This window comes from Hymenobacter siberiensis, assembly GCF_018967865.2.
GTDB classification, from domain to species: Bacteria; Bacteroidota; Bacteroidia; order Cytophagales; family Hymenobacteraceae; genus Hymenobacter; species Hymenobacter siberiensis.
The window spans coordinates 4,406,778-4,422,821 of record NZ_JAHLZY020000001.1; the positions used below are offsets into that span (position 1 = coordinate 4,406,778).

A 16,044-nucleotide genomic window follows, 5' to 3' on the forward strand; every position below is an offset into this window, starting at 1 on the left:
TCCTCATATATTTCGCCTCTCAACGGCACCAAACTACTAACCCTTATGTTAGAAAAAGCCGCCGCAAAACAGCCCATTCAGTGCCTTTACCGAGGAATAGATTTATTCGATTGCGACCCGGCCAAAACCGTTAACTTTACCAAACCTAACCCGTTTTTCTTAAATACCCCCACATGGCACTAGCTACCAAAGCGGCTCCCAAGGCCGATAAAGTTGAAAAGGCTGAAAAAGGCGAAGTGAACACCGCCGCCGAAAAAATGAAAGCCCTCCAGCTCACCCTGGATAAGCTGGACAAGGCCTACGGTAAAGGCACCGTAATGAAGCTCAGCGACAATAAAGTGGCCGACATTCCGAGCATCAGCACCGGCTCGCTCTCGCTCGATATTGCTCTCGGCATTGGCGGCGTGCCCCGGGGCCGGGTCATTGAAATTTACGGCCCGGAATCGTCGGGTAAGACCACGCTCACGATGCACATGATTGCCGAGGCGCAGAAGAAAGGCGGCATGGCCGCGTTCATCGACGCCGAGCACGCCTTCGACAAATCCTACGCCGAGAAGCTCGGCATCGACACCACCAACCTACTTATCGCCCAGCCCGATAACGGCGAGCAAGCCCTCGAAATCGCCGACCAGCTAATTTCCAGCGGTGCCATCGACATCATCGTGATTGACTCCGTGGCCGCCCTCGTGCCCAAAGCTGAGTTGGAAGGCGACATGGGCGACTCAAAAGTGGGCCTGCACGCCCGCCTCATGAGCCAGGCCCTGCGCAAGCTCACCGGCACCATCAACAAAACCGGCTGCTGCTGCATTTTCATCAACCAGCTCCGCGAAAAAATCGGCGTGATGTTCGGCACCCCCGAAACCACGACCGGTGGTAACGCCCTGAAATTCTACGCTTCGGTACGCCTCGACATCCGCCGCATCGGCCAGATTAAGGAGGACAAGGACAACGTGACCGGCAACCGCACCAAGGTGAAAGTGGTGAAGAACAAAGTAGCGCCGCCCTTCAAGGTGGTCGAGTTCGACATCATCTACGGCCAGGGTATTTCCAAAGTCGGCGAGATTGTGGACCTGGGCGTTGATATGGGCATCATCGGTAAGTCGGGCTCGTGGTTCAACTACGGCGAAACCAAGATTGGCCAGGGCCGCGAAGCCGTGAAAACCCTGCTGCTCGACAACCCCGAGCTGGCGGCCGAAATCGAGAAGAAAATCCGCGACATGGCCAAGGGCGACGATGCCGTGATTCCCGTGGACATGAGCATTCCGGAGGATGGCGAGGACACGCTGTAATTACAGCTGCGCCTTCCGTAAATAATCCAAAGCCCGCTGCCACCGCAGCGGGCTTTTTTTTACGTTCGTACCTTTACCTTAGCTTTGGGGCTGGCATCAGGTTTGTGTAGGGTCAGGCTGCTCCTTCTTTTTATTATAGTTATTGCTATGACGCGCCGCTGGTTACTCTTTACTCCTGCTGTCCTGCTGCTATTGGTTGCCGCGCAACCGGCTTTGGGCCCTGGCGATGCCGTGCGCAACGTTCCACAGTCCAGCTTCGGGCGGGGCGAAACCATTAAATACACCGTTCACTACGGCCTGATTAACGGCGGCGAGGCCACCGTAGAAACCGGCGGCAGCCTGGAGCGCGTGAACGACCGGCCCTGCTACAAGGCCACCGTGAGCGGCAAAACCACCGGCTCGTTCGATTTTTTCCTGCGCATCCGCGACCAGTGGCGCGCCTACATCGACACGGCCAGCATTCTGCCCCTGCGCGCCCAGCGCGACATTGCAGAGAAGAACTACCGCAAGAAGGAAACCGTTGAGTTCGACCACCTGCACGACATTGCCGAAGTGCAGGACCACGACAAAGAGAATCCCAAGCACACCACCGTGAAGGTGGCCAACAACACCCTGGAGCTGGTGAGCGGCTTCTATTACCTGCGCACCATCAACTTCGACCGCATGAAAGTGGGCGACGTGGTGCGGATGCCCGGCTACTTCGACGGCGACAACTTTATCCTCGACGTGGTGTACAAGGGCCGCGAAGTGGTGGAAACCAAGGCCGGCGATGTGCGCGCCTTCAAGCTGGTGCCCAGAATGCCGAACAACAAGCTGTTCCGGGGCGAAAACGCCATTTCGGTCTACCTCTCCGACGACCGTAATAAGATTCCGGTGCTGTTTCAGGCCGAGATGTTTGTGGGCACCGTGAAGGTGGACATGGTGCGCTACCAGGGCCTGAAGTGGAAGCTGAACCTGGCCAACTAGACCACAGAATCCGTTCAATTCGTTGAAATCCACTTAATCGGTGGTCACATAATCGTAACATGATGACGGCCGCCGGGAGCGGTACTTTTGCGGAAACATTGCCCCGCTTCACCTAAGCCCCAAACGCCGTGACTGCTGCCAAAACGCCCGTGTATAAGATTCTCGTGGTTGATGACGACCCGGATATTGTCGAGCTGCTGGAGTTCAACCTGAAGAAGGAAGGCTACCAAACCGCTTCCGCCTCCGATGGCCGCAAAGCCATGGAAGTAGCCGCCGAGTTTCACCCTGACATCATCCTGCTCGACGTGATGATGCCCAACCTAGACGGCATTGCCACCTGCCGCCTACTGCGCGAAAACCCCAAGTTTAAGGATACCTACATCCTCTTCCTCACCGCCCGGGCTGAGGAGTTCTCCGAAGTGGCCGCCTTTGAGGCCGGAGCCGACGATTTCATCGCCAAGCCCATCAAGCCCCGTGCCCTGCTGGGCCGCCTGGCCGCCGTGAAGCGCCGCGACCAAGACCCCCACGCGGCCGTCGATGCCATCGACATCAACGGCCTACGCATCGACCGCACCGCCTTTGCCGTGTACCAGGAGGGTAAAAAAATAACCCTCCCCAAGAAGGAGTTTGAGTTGCTGGCCTTCCTGGCCGCCTCGCCCCACAAGGTGTTCAACCGCGAAGAGCTGCTTCAGAATATCTGGGGCAACGACGTGTTTGTGCTGGCCCGCACCGTGGACGTACACGTGCGCAAAGTGCGCGAGAAGGTGGGCGACCACCACATTCAGACCATCAAGGGCGTGGGCTACAAGTTCAACGCGGACTGATTCTTTAAATGTGAGAAATGTGCGGGATGGGGAAATGTGGAAATTGACCGTCCAGTAAACCGGCTTATTTTCACATTTTCCCATCCCGTACATTTCTCATATTAATAAATGAACCTCTCCTCTCGCACCATTGCCATTCTCATTGCGCTGCTGGTGGCGGGCGTGCTCACTACTTATGCTCGCATTGGCCCCACGCTGCCGTTTCGGGAAGCTTTTTTAGCGGCGGGCGTCACGGTGGCGGCATGCTTTCTACTGATATACCTGTCGTTCGAAGCCTTGATTTTCAAGGAAATCAACGGTATTTACGCGGGCCTGGAGCACATCAAACGCAAGGAATTTAAGCGGCTGAGCAACAAGTTCCTGTTCCGTCCCGAACCGGTGAAGCGCGTGCGCGACGAAATCCTGCAGATGGCCGAGCGCCGCCAGCAGGAACTCGACGAGTTGGTGCGCCTGCAGGCCTTGCGCCGCGAGTTTCTGGCCGATGTATCGCACGAACTCAAAACGCCGCTGTTTGCCGCCCAAGGCTTCGTGCACACCATTCTCGATGATGAGGACGACGAGATTGACCTCGCCACCCGCCGCAAGTTTTTGCGCAAAGCCGCCGCCAGCCTCGACACCCTCGATGCCCTGGTGCAGGACCTGGTCACCATCGCGCAACTCGAAAAAGGCGTGGTGCGCATGCGCCGCCAGCGCTTCGATTTGATTGTGCTGGTGCGCGAGATATTTGAGCTGCTGGAGCAACAGGCTGCCCGGCGCGGCACGCACCTGGAGCTATTCCCGCCCAGCCTGCCCGAAACCGGCCTGCTGGTAGTGGCCGACCGCAACCGGATCCGCCAGGTCCTCATCAACCTGATTGACAACGCCATCAAGTACGGCCGCGATAAGGGCCGCGTGGTGGTATCGCTGGTCGAAAGCGGCCGCGCGGTGCGCATTGCCGTGCGCGACGATGGCGCGGGCATCGCCCCCGAGCACCAGGGCCGCATCTTCGAGCGGTTCTACCGCATCGATAAAAGCCGCTCCCGCGAGTCGGGCGGCTCCGGCCTGGGCCTCGCCATCAGCAAGCACATTGTGGAGGCCCACAAGTCCGCCATCAAGGTAAAAAGCACCGTGGGCGAGGGCACCACCTTGGAATTCAAGCTGAATAAGCCGAAAATGGGGACTTAGGGAAGCGCGGCCTGATAAGGTCATGCAGAGCGCAGCGAAGCATCTTGCCCGCAGGCAGCAATTATTTACTTGCGCGGTAAAGATGCTTCGCTGGGCTCTGCATGACGGGGACCCCAAGTCCCTACCGGCTACCTTTGCAGCCTCTTATGAAGCTCCCGAATTTCTCCGACCTCGTTATTTTCGAAAACGACGATTACCTCGTCGTCAATAAGCCGCCGTTTCTGGCCACGCTCGATGAGCGGGTGGGCGGCGCGCCCAACATGCTGCGCCTGGCCCGCCAGCACCACGACGATATTCAGGCCGCCCACCGCCTCGACCGCGAAACCAGTGGCGCGCTGGCCTTCGCCAAAAACCCGGCCGCCTACCGCCACCTGGCCATGCAGTTTGAGAACCGCGAGGTAAAAAAGCAGTACCACGCGGCCGTGTGGGGCACCCCGCAGTTCGACCACCAGCTGGTGGAGCGCAGCATCGAAACCACCACGCGCGGCAAAGCGCGCCTCGCCTACAAGGGCAAAGCCGCCGAAACCTACTTCACCACCCTCGAAAACTTCACCCGCCACTCGCTCATTCTTTGCGAGCCTGTCACCGGCCGCATGCACCAAATTCGCCTGCACCTGATGTACCTGCAGGCCCCCATTATCGGCGATAAAGACTACGGCGGAGAGGATTTTTTCCTGTCTTCGCTGAAGAAAAAATTCAATATGAAGGAGGGCGAGGAAGAGCAGCCATTCATCAAGCGCTTTGCCCTGCACGCCCTCAAGCTCCAGTTCACCGGCCTCAATGGCGAAGAAATCAGCGTGGAAGCGCCGTACCCGAAAGATTTTCGGGTGCTGGTAGAAGCGTTGCGGCAGCTGGCATAAGCCCGGTAGCCGGCAACAGAATTATTGAACAGGAGCCCCATCGGGCCGACGCTCATTTAGCGAGTGTCGGCCCAATGGGGCTTTAGCGTTCTACCACATCCTGTTCTACTACCAACGTGCCGCCCCTACAAGGCTGAAATTCAATAGCCTGCAGCGCTTACTTAATGCGCTCGAACACCGCCAGCTGGCAGGTTCCCCGGTCGGGGTGAGTCGCATCCCGCACAAGGGCATCTTGCCAGCGCAGGCGGAAGGCCGGGTTTTGCTGCAGCATTTCCAGCGGAATGTGGGCTTCGGTCTGCGCATACACGTCGTCCCAGACGACCAGGGAGTTCACTGGCAGCGTTTCCAGAATGGGTTGAAAGTCTTGGGTTAAGGGCGGGCAGTGGGCGGCGTCAAACGGGTCGATACCCAGCGCGGGGGCCACGTAGGGAGCCGTGAAAGCGATGGGCGGCAGCGGCTGCCCCGCGTACGCCTGCTGCAGCCAGCCGGCGGCGCGTTGGGCCAGTTCCTGGTCGGGGGCGCGGCTGAAATCGCGCGCCGGCCGAATAGCATTGCGGGCCCCGGTAAAGAGCCAGCCGACTACCGCCACGGTTGCCACCAGGCGCACCCGGCGGCGGACCGTTTCGGTGCGGGTCCATTCGGTGAACTGGGCCAGGCCATTGTGGGCCACCACGGCGGCCAGGGGCGCAATGCCGGCCAGCACCCGCGCCAGCCCCGCCGAATTAAATAATCCCTTGGCCCAGAAGACAGTATGAGCAGCTATAAACACCGTAATACTGCCGTATACCAACAGCAGCTCGGCCAGAAACAGCGGCGACTGGCGCCGGGTGGGCCGGCCCAAATCGCGCACCATGCGCCCGCCCCCCAGCACAAACAAGCCGGTGAGAACCCAGCCCAGCAGGTTGGGAATATTGAGCAGAAAGTGGCTCCACTCGCCGTGCCCGTATGCCGAAATGGTGTCGTACGGATTGTGCCCGAACACCCAGCCGAGCTCACCAAAAGCCACCGCGCCTATCCCACTGTACACCACGTAGCCCAGCAGCACCAGCGGCAAGCTGCGCCATTGCCGCTGCCACGCCAGGTACACCACCCAGATGCCAATCAGAATAAAGCCCTCGGAACGGACAAATGGCAGCAGGGAAACCACCGCCGCCGACCACCCCGGCCGTTTGGCCACGGCCAGCCGCACCGCCCCCACCAGCACCAGCCCAAACAACGGCTCGGTGAGGCCGGAAAACTGTATCAGAAAGTAGTCCGGAGCCGCGTAGGCGAACAGGATGGCCAGCTCTGGCACGGGCAGCCGCAAGGCCTGCGCAATTCGGAAAGCGCACCAGGCCGAAGCCGCCACCACCACGCACTGAAATGCCTTCATGCCCATAAAACCGGCCTGTGCCGGCCCTGCCGCCAGCAGCGTGAGCAGGGGTTTCGCCCACGAATCCAGAAAATTTAGCGGGTGGGCAAACGCATACCGGGCAAAAAGGTAATGTTTGATGCTGTCGCCCGAATCATACGTGCCTTTGGTGAAAAATGCCACCGTGAGCGACAATGCGAATAGCCCGGCCCGCAGCAGCCGGGCGCGGCGGGCAGAAACAGCAGAAACCGGCACAACGGTAGCGTAAGGCATAGGCAATAGCAAACCGTAAAAATACACGCACACGCATCAGGCCCCTACTTAATCCCCAATTCTCGCTCGCCGGCCGGTGGCTGGGCCAGCAGCCCTCAATAGCCTACGCGGGCTACCGCTTGGTGTACGCTCCTAATCTTTTACAGAAAAACTACTTGTCTGCATTTGTCTATTTCCCGATAAATCAGTACCTTTGTGTCCGTTTTTCCCGGAGCCTCAACGGCTCCGTACTCTTATTCAATAGTTTAGCATACCTTTTTTTCGACTCATGGACCACCTGAGCTTCAAGACGACCCACGTCAGTAAGGCCAACGCCCAGAAGAGCTGGGTTATCGTAGACGCCAGCGTCGCCCCTCTGGGCCGCGTTTGCTCGCAGATTGCCAACATTCTGCGTGGCAAGCACAAGCCTTCGTTTACGCCCAACGCTGATTGCGGCGACAATGTCATCGTTATCAACGCCGACAACCTGCGCGTAACGGGCAAAAAAATGACCGAGAAGGTCTACATCACGCACTCGGGTTACCCCGGCGGCCAGAAGCGTCGCACCGTGCGCGAGCAGATGAACCGCGATTCGCGTCGTGTAATCGAGCACGCCGTGAAAGGCATGCTGCAGGGCAACAAGCTCGGCTCGGCCCAGTACCGCAACATGTACGTGTACGCCGGCGACCAGCATCCGCACGAGGCGCAGCAGCCCGTTGCTATCGAACTGAAAAACCTGTAATTCTTTAGATGTGGGAAATGTGGTTCAATGTGAAAATGTGAGAAATTCCTCTTCGTTTTCATTTCCACATTTATCACATCAAGCACATTTTCACTTTTTTTTAACCTAATGGCAATTACCAACACCTCTGGTAGAAGAAAAACCTCGGTGGCCCGCATTTACATGCAGGCCGGGCAAGGGAATATCACTATCAATGACCGGGACATGAAGGCGTATTTCAGCAACGAGTTGCTGGAGAACGTGGTCAACCAGCCCCTGGCAATTCTTGAGCAAGTCGGCCAGTACGACATCAAAGTGAACGTGAAAGGCGGCGGCATTTCGGCTCAGGCCGAAGCTATCCGGCTTGCAATCACCAAAGCTCTGGTTAGCGACAACGAAGAAACCCGTCCTGCTTTAAAGAAGGAAGGTTTCCTCACCCGCGACCCGCGCATGGTGGAACGCAAGAAATTCGGCAAGCGCAAGGCTCGTCGCTCGTTCCAGTTCTCGAAACGCTAAAACCAGGAGGATACTATCATGGCTCAGACGACTTATAAGGACCTGCTCGACGCAGGTGCCCACTTTGGTCACCTCACCCGCAAGTGGGATCCCAAAATGGCGCCGTACATCTTCATGGAGAAGAACGGCATCCACATCATCGACCTCAACAAAACGTTGGTTTCGCTTGATTACGCAGCCACTGCTATTCGCAACATTGCGAAGAGCGGCCGCAAAATCATGTTCGTAGCCACCAAAAAGCAGGCGCAGGAAATCGTAACCACCGAAGCCGAGCGTTTGAAGATGCCTTTCGTCACCGACCGGTGGTTGGGCGGCATGCTCACCAACTTCGCTACGGTTCGCAAGAGCCTGAAGAAGATGGCCACCATCGACAAAATGGTGAAAGAGAACACGGCCTACGCCGCTCTCGCCAAGCGTGAGAAACTGATGATGACGCGTGAGCGTGCCAAGCTGGACCGCGTACTCGGTGGTATCGCCGACCTCGGCCGTCTGCCCGCTGCCCTGTTCATCGTGGACGTGAAGCGCGAGCACATCGCAGTTAAAGAAGCGCACAAGCTGGGCATCCCGGTTTTCGCTATCTGCGACACGAACTCGAACCCCGAATTGGTACAGTTCCCGATTCCTGCCAACGACGACGCCTCGAAGTCGATTCAGCTCATCGTGAGCGTGATTGGCAAGGCCATCGAAGACGGCCTGTCGGAGCGCAAAGTTGACAAAGAAGATGCTGAGCGTAAGGAAGCCGACGAGGCTGCCATCGCCGAAAAAACGGCTGCTGACGAGGAATAATCTCTTCTTAGCTCTTTGAAAAAAGGGAACCTTCGCGTAGTCTAGGCTCCGAAGGTTCCCTTTTTTATTTTGTAGCGCGGACTTTTAGTCCGCGACTCTTCTCAAAAATAACCATTCACTTAATTCGCGGACTAAAAGTCCGCGCTACTTCCAATGGCCGCTATTACCGCCGCAGACGTAAATAAGCTCCGCACCATGACCGGTGCCGGCATGATGGATTGCAAAAAAGCACTGGTGGAAGCCGACGGCGATTTCGAAGCCGCCCGCGACATTCTGCGCAAGCACGGCCAGAAAATCGCTGACAAGCGCGCCGAGAACGAGACGTCGGAAGGCCTCGTGCTGGTGAGCGTGAGCGAAGACGGCACCCAAGGCAAACTGGTGGCACTGGCTTGCGAAACCGAGTCGGTAGCTAAAGTGGCTAACTTCCGTGAGCTGGCTCAGCAAATTCTGGACACGGCCGTGCGCATCGACGCGAGCACGAAAGAGGACATCCTCGCTGCCAAAGCTGCGGACGGCCAGAGCATTCAGGAGCACGTGACGGACCTGATGGGCAAAATCGGCGAGAAGCTGGAAGTGACTTACGCTACGCTGACCGCTGAGAAAGTGGCTTCGTACGTGCACTCCGACAACAAGAAGGCCGTACTCGTGGGCCTGAAGAACGTGGGCGACGCCGACGCTGCTGCCGTGGGCCGCGACGTAGCCATGCAAATTGTGGCCATGAAGCCCATTGCCGTTGACAAAGACGGTGTGGATGCTTCCATTGCTGAGCGTGAGATTGAAGTGGGCAAAGAGCAGGCCCGCACCGAAGGCAAGCCCGAGGCGATGCTGGAGAAAATTGCCCAGGGCAAGCTCAACAAGTTCTACAAGGACAACACCCTGCTGAACCAGGAGTTCGTAAAAGACAGCTCGATGACCATCGCCCAGCTGCTCGACAGCAAGTCGAAAGGCATGACGGTTTCGGACTTCAAGCGTGTGGCTATCGGCGCTTAATTGCAGCTGACTGCTAAATTGAAAGCCCCGCTGGCATTGTGCCGGCGGGGCTTTTTTTATACTTTACTTGCAGGATGGACAACCTACGCAAAGCCACTTACTGAGGCATTCTATTAGGACTTACGCACTTAAAAAGCTATGTAACCTGAAAATCAATGACTTGCATTAAAGACATATATTTATTATATTGCTGTTTTTCAGTTGGTTAGTGCTTCAACTGCGTAAGTCCTATCTATATAACTTTCTATTAAACATTCGCTCCGTTCCTACTCCGTTGACGGATGATACCCGCGCAATGAAACTTGGTAGATTTGCCGGCCCGGTGGCATACCAGCTACATAATTTGGCCCTTGCTTCCGTGAATGATTTTGCGGGGTTCGATGAAGCGAATTTTTGGAAGTCAATGGATGTCTTCAACCATAATAATCCTGACACTCAAATCACGAATTTGCGGACTCAATTCGAGCGTGACTTACTTGCTTCTTAGCTGCCACGCCCGCACCCGCGCCTGCGCATTCTCGCGCAGGTTCATGTAGAAGAGGGAGTAGTCGGCGATGTGGAAGGAGTGGCGGAGGATGAGCTCGCCGGGGAGCAGGAAGCGCGGGTAGCCGCCGGGTTTGGGTGGCGTGACCCAAAGGAGGCCGTCGTGGATTTTAGCATCGGTTACGTGCGGGTCGATACGCTTGAAGCACTGGCTGACGCCGCCCCGGTTGAGGCTGGCAGGAGCCCGCGCGGTATCGGTGGTCCAGGTGAGGGGGTTGGTGACGGCAACGTGGCTGAAGGGCGGGAATTCGTTACCGGTGGCCACGGAATTGTAGGCCACGAAGCAGCCCGTGGACAGCGAATCGGCGCAGGGTAGAATGGTCTGGTACTCATGCGGCTGCACCCTGAAGCCAATGAGGTAGGCGGCTACGAGCTGACGGCGCAGCTTGAGGTCGTTATCGAAGAACTCGTGGAGGAGGCGGGTGGCGTGGTCGGTGCCCTGGCTGTGGCCTGCGATGATGATGGGGCGGCCCTGGTTGTAGTGCGCGAGGTAGTATTGGAAAGCGGTGCGCACATCGGCGTAAGCCAGGGCCAGGGCTTTGCGGCTGCTGCCTTCGGCGGTAGAATCGAAGAAGGAATATAGCGTGGCCTGCCGGTAGCGCGGGGCGTAGATACGGGCGGTGGCGTTGAACACGGTGGCCTGCTTGCGGATGGCACTGCGGTCGGTATAGCAGTTGAGGCGGGCATTAGCCACGCTGGCGTTCCAGGAGCCGCGCCAGAAGTAAGTAGTGGGGTGCACGAAAAACACGTCGGCTTCGGCCGTTGCCTGCTGGTCGCGCAGGGTGGTTTTGCGGGGCACGGCATCGGCCGGGTCGCAGCGGGTAGGCAGGGCAGCCCAGTTGCTGTCCTCGGCATAGTTGGGGACGGGGCCGGGGTGGTAGTAGGCAAAATCGTGCGGCGGCTTGAGCAGGCGGAGGCAGCTGGTGAGCGGCAATATTGATAATATGATTGCCCAGACGAGTAATCTCACCCCCTGGCCCCTGCCGGGCACGGCCCCTCTCCTGCGGAGAGGGAGAGCCTGATGATTGTTTTTGAAGGAACTCATGCTTCGCTTGAAACTGGCGGCCAGTGCTTCAGCTCTCGCGGGGTACCGTCCTGGTTGTAAAGCAGCGTCAGCGGCTCGGCGGGTTTGGCTACTACGTCGGCGAGGGAGATGTTCCAGCGCTGCCACATTTCGGCCAGGGTTTGGGTGTAGGCGCTGTTCTCCCAGGGGTTGAAGATGGCGCCGGTCACGTCGTCGATGAGGGCGTCGAACACGATTTGGGTGTCGCCGGGGCGCGGGTGACGCGGGTAGATATCGGGCACGACGTGCAGCAGGTGGGCGGCATAGTACACGCGGGCCTTGAACTCGGCAATCTGCACGGGGTGCAGGGGGCGCTGGGCATCGGCGTAGACTTTGCGCATGGCCTGGCCTACCAAGGCGATATCGACCAGACAGGCAACCAGTACGGTTTTATCGAGCTTAATGCTGAAAACGAGGGTATTCAGGTCGTCGTCGTACTCGAAGGGTGTCACGTCCTCGGCGGGGTCGGCTTCGAGGACGAAAACGGAGCCGGGCACGAAATCGGCGTATTCGGTAGACACGCGCAGGCCCTGCAGCAGCTGAAAAAAGGCCTGGAAGCGGCGCACCAGCGCGGCGTTTTCGGCCAGCGGGTACTTGGGCTTTATCAGGGGTTCGAACTCGTTCAGGAGCTCAGTAATGAAGATGCCGTAGAACATTTTGCCCATCCAGAGGAACAGCGTGTCATCGCCGAGGGCGCGGAGGGCGGCGGGGCCTTGCGCGGCGGCCGCCGCTACCCTACTCTCCAGCTCTTCGATGCGCTGGCGGGCGGCGGGGGCGGCGGGCAGGCGCAAATCCTTGATGAGGACGGTGCGCTGGTCGAGGAGCTGAATGGGGCGCTCGGCCAGATTATACCGGGTTTGCAGCCATTCGGCGAACACGGGCACGGTATCGTCGGGGCCCACGGGCTGGCCGCTGAGGAAGCAGGTTTCGGGGCCGAAGCGCATGCCGTCAAACGGGTCGTAGGGCAGCAGGTCGGCGGGGGTGAGAGGGGCCATAGAAAAAGCAGTAGCGCGAACTTGGTGGTTCGCGTCGCCACGCGGCCAGCCGGAACTTTCCGGGCAGCTGCGAGGACGCGAACTACAAAGTTCGCGCTACAATGGTTACGGCGAGGCGGAGCCGGCTACTTCGAGAGCGTATTACCGGCTTTAATGAGCTGCTTGCTCAGGTTGGTGAGCGGGGCGGCGTAGTCTCCGCCGGCCTCTTCGGCTACTTTGGCGGTTTCGGCCCCCAGGCTGGCGAGGATTTCGGCGATGTCGTGAGCGGGCGTTTTGGCATCGGCCAGCATATCGCTGAGCTGGCCGAGCTCCTGCTTGATTTTGGCCAGCCCGGTGCGTTCGGAGGCGGCCAGCACGGCAGCCCAGCGCTCAATTTCAACGATGCCCTCCGGGCCGGAGTTGGTGGGCGTGCTGGCCGTGAGGAACGTGAGCGTATCGTCGAGCAGGGCGGTATTTTGCTGGTCGCTAACAGTCATGGGCACGGCGGGCGTGGCGGGCGTTTGCGGAGTGGCGGCGGTGGAATCCATGGGAATGCGAGATTGAAAAGATGCGTGAGGGCTATACTGCTACCGGCCGATAAAAGTTAGCTAAGCGGTTTGGGGCGGCTGGCCCGGGCGCAGGCCAACTTAGCGGATGGGTTACCTTTTTGACTAGTATTGATTAACGGTCAAATCTCACTTTCAAATCCACAGACCATGAAAATTTCCGTTAAAGCACTGTTCGTAGCCGCCGCCGTTGCCTTCACCGCCACTGCCTGCGAGCAGACCAAAACCACCGAAACCACCGTGGCCACCGACGGTACCACCGCTACGGTCGTGACCGATAGCACTGCCATGTCAGCTACCGAAGCTGGTGCCGCCGCCGGCGCTGCCGTCGACAACGCCTCGGCCAACATGAAAGAAGGCATGCAGAATGCCGGTGCCAAGATGGATGCCGCTGGTGCCAAAATGGATGCCAAGATGGAAGCCGCTGGTGCCAAAATGGATGCCAAAATGGAAGCCGCTGGTGACAAAATGGATGCCGCCGGTGCCAAGATGAACGCCAAAATGAACGCCGCCGGCGACAAAATGAACGCCATGGGCGACGCCGCCGCCAAATCGGCCCAGCAGACCAAAGACAACATGCAGGCTGCCGCCAAGAAGTAATTTCAGCCGGCCCTGATTATGAAAGAAGCCCCGCGCAGGAAATTGCGCGGGGCTTCTTTATGCGAAATGCTCAGGCATTGGCAATTTCCAGGAGCACGTTGTAATACGGGCGGCCCAGGGTGCGGGCGCGCAGCCAGGAGTAGAAGCTGATGACCTGCAAATCTTCGCGCTCCTGGGAAATGAACGGAGGTAGGTGCGTTACCCGGTTGCCGAAGTCGTGGGTGTGCGCGGTGGCGGGGTTTTCGATGAGCTCGCGCACCAGGCTCAGATAGGTGAGCACGGGGCGATAGGGGCCGCCGGCGGGCACGGCTTCGGTAGCGGTAGCCGCGTCGGCGGGCACGGCGGGAAACAGGTCGCGGATAGTGCGCTCGATGGTACGCAGGCGGGTCAGGGCCTGCTCGGCGTTGTCGAGCTCGATTTGAATGAGCATTTCGCCGATGTTGCGGTTCAGCAGCCACTCCAGGCCCAGGTGCTGCTCCAGCTAGTGGTCGGTGCGGTTCAGGCTGAGCAGGGCCTGGTTGGCGTTGGCAAACTGGCCTTCGGCGAAGTAGTGAAACGTGAGCTGGAGGCGGGCGGTGAGGTCGTCGGCGGCAGTGAGGGCTTTGGGGCCGCGCAAAGCGGCTTCGAGCAGGCCAATGCTTTCGGCATTGCGGCGCAAAAACGCGTAGTTGGCCGCAAGCAAGAAGGTGAAGCGCGGCGTAAACTCGCTGAACGGACGGCCCGGCCCGGCGCTCAGCAGGGCAGCACCTTTTTCCAGATATGCCACCGACTCGGCAAAGCGGCGCGAGCGGTACAGGGCGTGGGCCAGCATGTAGAGCAGCTTGAGCTGGTGCCCGCGCTGGGCCGGCGCAAAGCCGTGGCGGCGCTCCATAAGGTTGTAGCACCGCTCAATAAACACGGCAAACGACGTGAAATCGCGCCGCACCAGCATGGCGTTGCGCGTGATGGACATGAGCCGGCTGAGTAGCGCGGGCGAGCGGGCGAAGGCTTCCAGCAAGTCGTATTCGGCCAGAATATTTTGCAGAATGGCATCGACGGCCACTACGGCCCGGCCGCGCACCCGCGACTCGCGCAGGCGCTGGCGCAGCAGGCTGTCGGCAATGTTGGCCCGCTCCTCCTCGTCGGCGGCCTTTTTGTTGAGGCGGTAGCGGGGCAGAATTTCGTCGAGCGGCTCGGCGTAGGGCGAGCTGGCGTGCTGAATCTGGAGGTTGTACACGGCGTTCAGCTGCTCGTGCTGCTCGGTTTCGCGGCCCAGCTTTTCGGCCTTGCGCAGGGTATTCCAGGCCAGGCGCGGAATACCGGCTTCGAAGAGGTACTGGGCCAGGGTGAGGTGGCCGCGCACGGTGGCGGCGGCGGCGGTATCGAGCTGGCGCTGGCGCAGCAGCAGGTAGTCGGTGAGGTGGCGCATGAGGCGCTTACGTAGCGCGTAGTAGGCCACGGGGTTGGGCTCGGCGGGGTAGAGCTGGGCGATGAGCTGCTCGATTTTCAGCTCTTTGACCCGCACCAGCAGCTCGTAGAGGCGCGAATCGAGCCGGCCGATGGTTTTACGGCGCTGCCGCTGAATGAAGCGGCCGAAATCGCGCCGGTCGTCGGGGCTGAGGGTGAGAAGCGCGGTGCGCAGGTCGTCCATTGATGCCGTAAATAGGTTTTTTTGATTATTTGGAGCGCATATTAATATCCTTTTATCACATCATTAAAACCTATCAATCATCGACTTAATAATAAAATCACCCACTGCATAAGGTCTAACAATGTGCAAAATACGGTTGAATTCGGGTAGTGAATACGCCACCTTTCATCATGTTTTCACCCTTAGCCCCCCGCGCCATGTTTATATACGCCTACTCCTATTGTGTTCCCTGCTGGTGCTGCTGGTGGTTGGCCCGGCCTGCGCCCAGGACTTGCTCACCAAGCGCAACGGCGACGAAGTTGCAGTGAAGGTGGTCGAAATCACGCCTTCCGAACTAAACGACCATGGACTGTAAGTCCATAGGTTTGGATTGCGAATGAAATTCGCGGGTTTCGGCTCAAGCCGACTGAAAGACAACCACTGTAAGTGGGCTATTCCAGAATGAAATTCTCGTCCCCATTGGGCTGGTCCTTGTGATGATTCAAATACGCTTCGAGTAGCTCGTCTGTGATGTTACCGACACTCCAGGCCCCGTAGCCAATGCCCCAGAAATGACCGCCCCAATACCGCCGCTTCAACTCGGGAAACTCTTGCAAGAGCAACTTGGCGCTGCGTCCCTTCAAGCGACGCATTAATTCGCTCACAGCCAAGGCGGGCGGATACGAGACGTGCAAATGGATATGGTCTTTGCTCACTACCCCTTTCAAGATGCACACATCCAGCGTGTTACACGTCTGACGCAGCAAGTCCCGGCAGCGCAGTTGCACATCCCCCGTCAGCACCTGGTAGCGATATTTTGTGCTCCACACCAGATGCACTTCCAGCTTGTGAACCGAATGGCTGCCTGTTCGCTGCTTCATCTCACAAAGGTACCCGACGCCTGGAAGTGAGTAGCAACTAAAGTCTTGCCCTAAAGGGCATAGCTTTAACTAGCGTGCTTAAAAAGTAA

18 protein-coding genes are annotated in these 16,044 nt (G+C 58.6%); 11 read left to right on the plus strand and 7 right to left on the minus strand.

Annotated features, from left to right (window positions below; translation table 11 throughout):
- Positions 1-257: 257 nt before the first annotated feature.
- From recA to KQ659_RS19480, 5 genes are all read left to right on the plus strand, one after another.
- A complete protein-coding gene (gene recA, locus KQ659_RS19460) occupies positions 258-1,289 on the plus strand; it encodes a recombinase RecA (protein ID WP_216690813.1) in 1,032 nt (343 codons plus the stop codon).
- 147 nt (positions 1,290-1,436) lie between these two features.
- Entirely contained in the window at positions 1,437-2,255 is an 819-nt protein-coding gene (locus KQ659_RS19465; protein ID WP_216679564.1) for a DUF3108 domain-containing protein, read from the plus strand.
- A 128-nt stretch (positions 2,256-2,383) separates the two neighbouring features.
- Positions 2,384-3,079, plus strand: coding sequence for a response regulator transcription factor (locus tag KQ659_RS19470; protein WP_216679563.1), 696 nt, complete (start codon positions 2,384-2,386; stop codon positions 3,077-3,079).
- A gap of 108 nt (positions 3,080-3,187) precedes the next feature.
- Entirely contained in the window at positions 3,188-4,243 is a 1,056-nt protein-coding gene (locus KQ659_RS19475; protein ID WP_216679562.1) for a sensor histidine kinase, read from the plus strand.
- A gap of 146 nt (positions 4,244-4,389) precedes the next feature.
- Complete coding sequence (locus KQ659_RS19480; protein WP_168672485.1) at positions 4,390-5,103, plus strand: RluA family pseudouridine synthase; 714 nt, start codon at positions 4,390-4,392, stop codon at positions 5,101-5,103.
- Between the two features lie 157 nt (positions 5,104-5,260).
- On the opposite strand, the gene KQ659_RS19485 is transcribed toward KQ659_RS19480, so the two are convergent.
- On the minus strand, positions 5,261-6,727 hold the full coding sequence (locus KQ659_RS19485; RefSeq protein ID WP_216690567.1) for a hypothetical protein: 1,467 nt from the start codon (positions 6,725-6,727) through the stop codon (positions 5,261-5,263).
- 268 nt (positions 6,728-6,995) lie between these two features.
- Between KQ659_RS19485 and rplM the strand changes: the two genes are divergently transcribed.
- From rplM to tsf, 4 genes are all read left to right on the plus strand, one after another.
- Complete coding sequence (gene rplM / locus KQ659_RS19490) at positions 6,996-7,448, plus strand: 50S ribosomal protein L13 (RefSeq protein ID WP_168672487.1); 453 nt, start codon at positions 6,996-6,998, stop codon at positions 7,446-7,448.
- A 108-nt stretch (positions 7,449-7,556) separates the two neighbouring features.
- Positions 7,557-7,943 carry a 30S ribosomal protein S9 gene (gene rpsI / locus KQ659_RS19495; protein ID WP_035563789.1) on the plus strand — a complete coding sequence of 129 codons (387 nt, stop codon included), beginning with the start codon at positions 7,557-7,559 and terminating at the stop codon, positions 7,941-7,943.
- 18 nt (positions 7,944-7,961) lie between these two features.
- The gene (gene rpsB, locus KQ659_RS19500; RefSeq protein WP_216679560.1) at positions 7,962-8,729 is read left to right on the plus strand and encodes a 30S ribosomal protein S2; all 768 of its coding nucleotides are present in this window, start codon (positions 7,962-7,964) and stop codon (positions 8,727-8,729) included.
- Between the two features lie 153 nt (positions 8,730-8,882).
- Complete coding sequence (gene tsf, locus KQ659_RS19505) at positions 8,883-9,719, plus strand: translation elongation factor Ts (protein ID WP_216679559.1); 837 nt, start codon at positions 8,883-8,885, stop codon at positions 9,717-9,719.
- Between the two features lie 472 nt (positions 9,720-10,191).
- On the opposite strand, the gene KQ659_RS19510 is transcribed toward tsf, so the two are convergent.
- The 3 genes from KQ659_RS19510 to KQ659_RS19520 form a co-directional block, all read right to left on the minus strand.
- Positions 10,192-11,196 (minus strand): DUF3089 domain-containing protein, encoded by a 1,005-nt coding sequence (locus KQ659_RS19510; protein WP_216690566.1) that lies wholly within the window; start codon positions 11,194-11,196, stop codon positions 10,192-10,194.
- A gap of 107 nt (positions 11,197-11,303) precedes the next feature.
- Complete coding sequence (locus KQ659_RS19515; RefSeq protein WP_216690565.1) at positions 11,304-12,320, minus strand: hypothetical protein; 1,017 nt, start codon at positions 12,318-12,320, stop codon at positions 11,304-11,306.
- A 125-nt stretch (positions 12,321-12,445) separates the two neighbouring features.
- Complete coding sequence (locus tag KQ659_RS19520) at positions 12,446-12,847, minus strand: hypothetical protein (RefSeq protein WP_216690564.1); 402 nt, start codon at positions 12,845-12,847, stop codon at positions 12,446-12,448.
- 168 nt (positions 12,848-13,015) lie between these two features.
- On the opposite strand from KQ659_RS19520, the gene KQ659_RS19525 reads away from it, so the two are divergent.
- Positions 13,016-13,465, plus strand: a complete 450-nt coding sequence (locus tag KQ659_RS19525; protein ID WP_216685781.1) for a hypothetical protein — start codon at positions 13,016-13,018, stop codon at positions 13,463-13,465.
- 70 nt (positions 13,466-13,535) lie between these two features.
- On the opposite strand, the gene KQ659_RS19530 is transcribed toward KQ659_RS19525, so the two are convergent.
- On the minus strand, positions 13,536-13,895 hold the full coding sequence (locus KQ659_RS19530; protein WP_216690563.1) for a hypothetical protein: 360 nt from the start codon (positions 13,893-13,895) through the stop codon (positions 13,536-13,538).
- A 51-nt stretch (positions 13,896-13,946) separates the two neighbouring features.
- On the minus strand, positions 13,947-15,095 hold the full coding sequence (locus tag KQ659_RS19535) for a hypothetical protein (RefSeq protein WP_216679553.1): 1,149 nt from the start codon (positions 15,093-15,095) through the stop codon (positions 13,947-13,949).
- 220 nt (positions 15,096-15,315) lie between these two features.
- On the opposite strand from KQ659_RS19535, the gene KQ659_RS21625 reads away from it, so the two are divergent.
- Positions 15,316-15,450, plus strand: coding sequence for a hypothetical protein (locus KQ659_RS21625; protein ID WP_262905502.1), 135 nt, complete (start codon positions 15,316-15,318; stop codon positions 15,448-15,450).
- Positions 15,451-15,526: 76 nt separating this feature from the next.
- On the opposite strand, the gene tnpA is transcribed toward KQ659_RS21625, so the two are convergent.
- Positions 15,527-15,955 (minus strand): IS200/IS605 family transposase, encoded by a 429-nt coding sequence (tnpA, locus tag KQ659_RS19540; RefSeq protein WP_216690562.1) that lies wholly within the window; start codon positions 15,953-15,955, stop codon positions 15,527-15,529.
- Between the last annotated feature and the right edge of the window lie 89 nt (positions 15,956-16,044).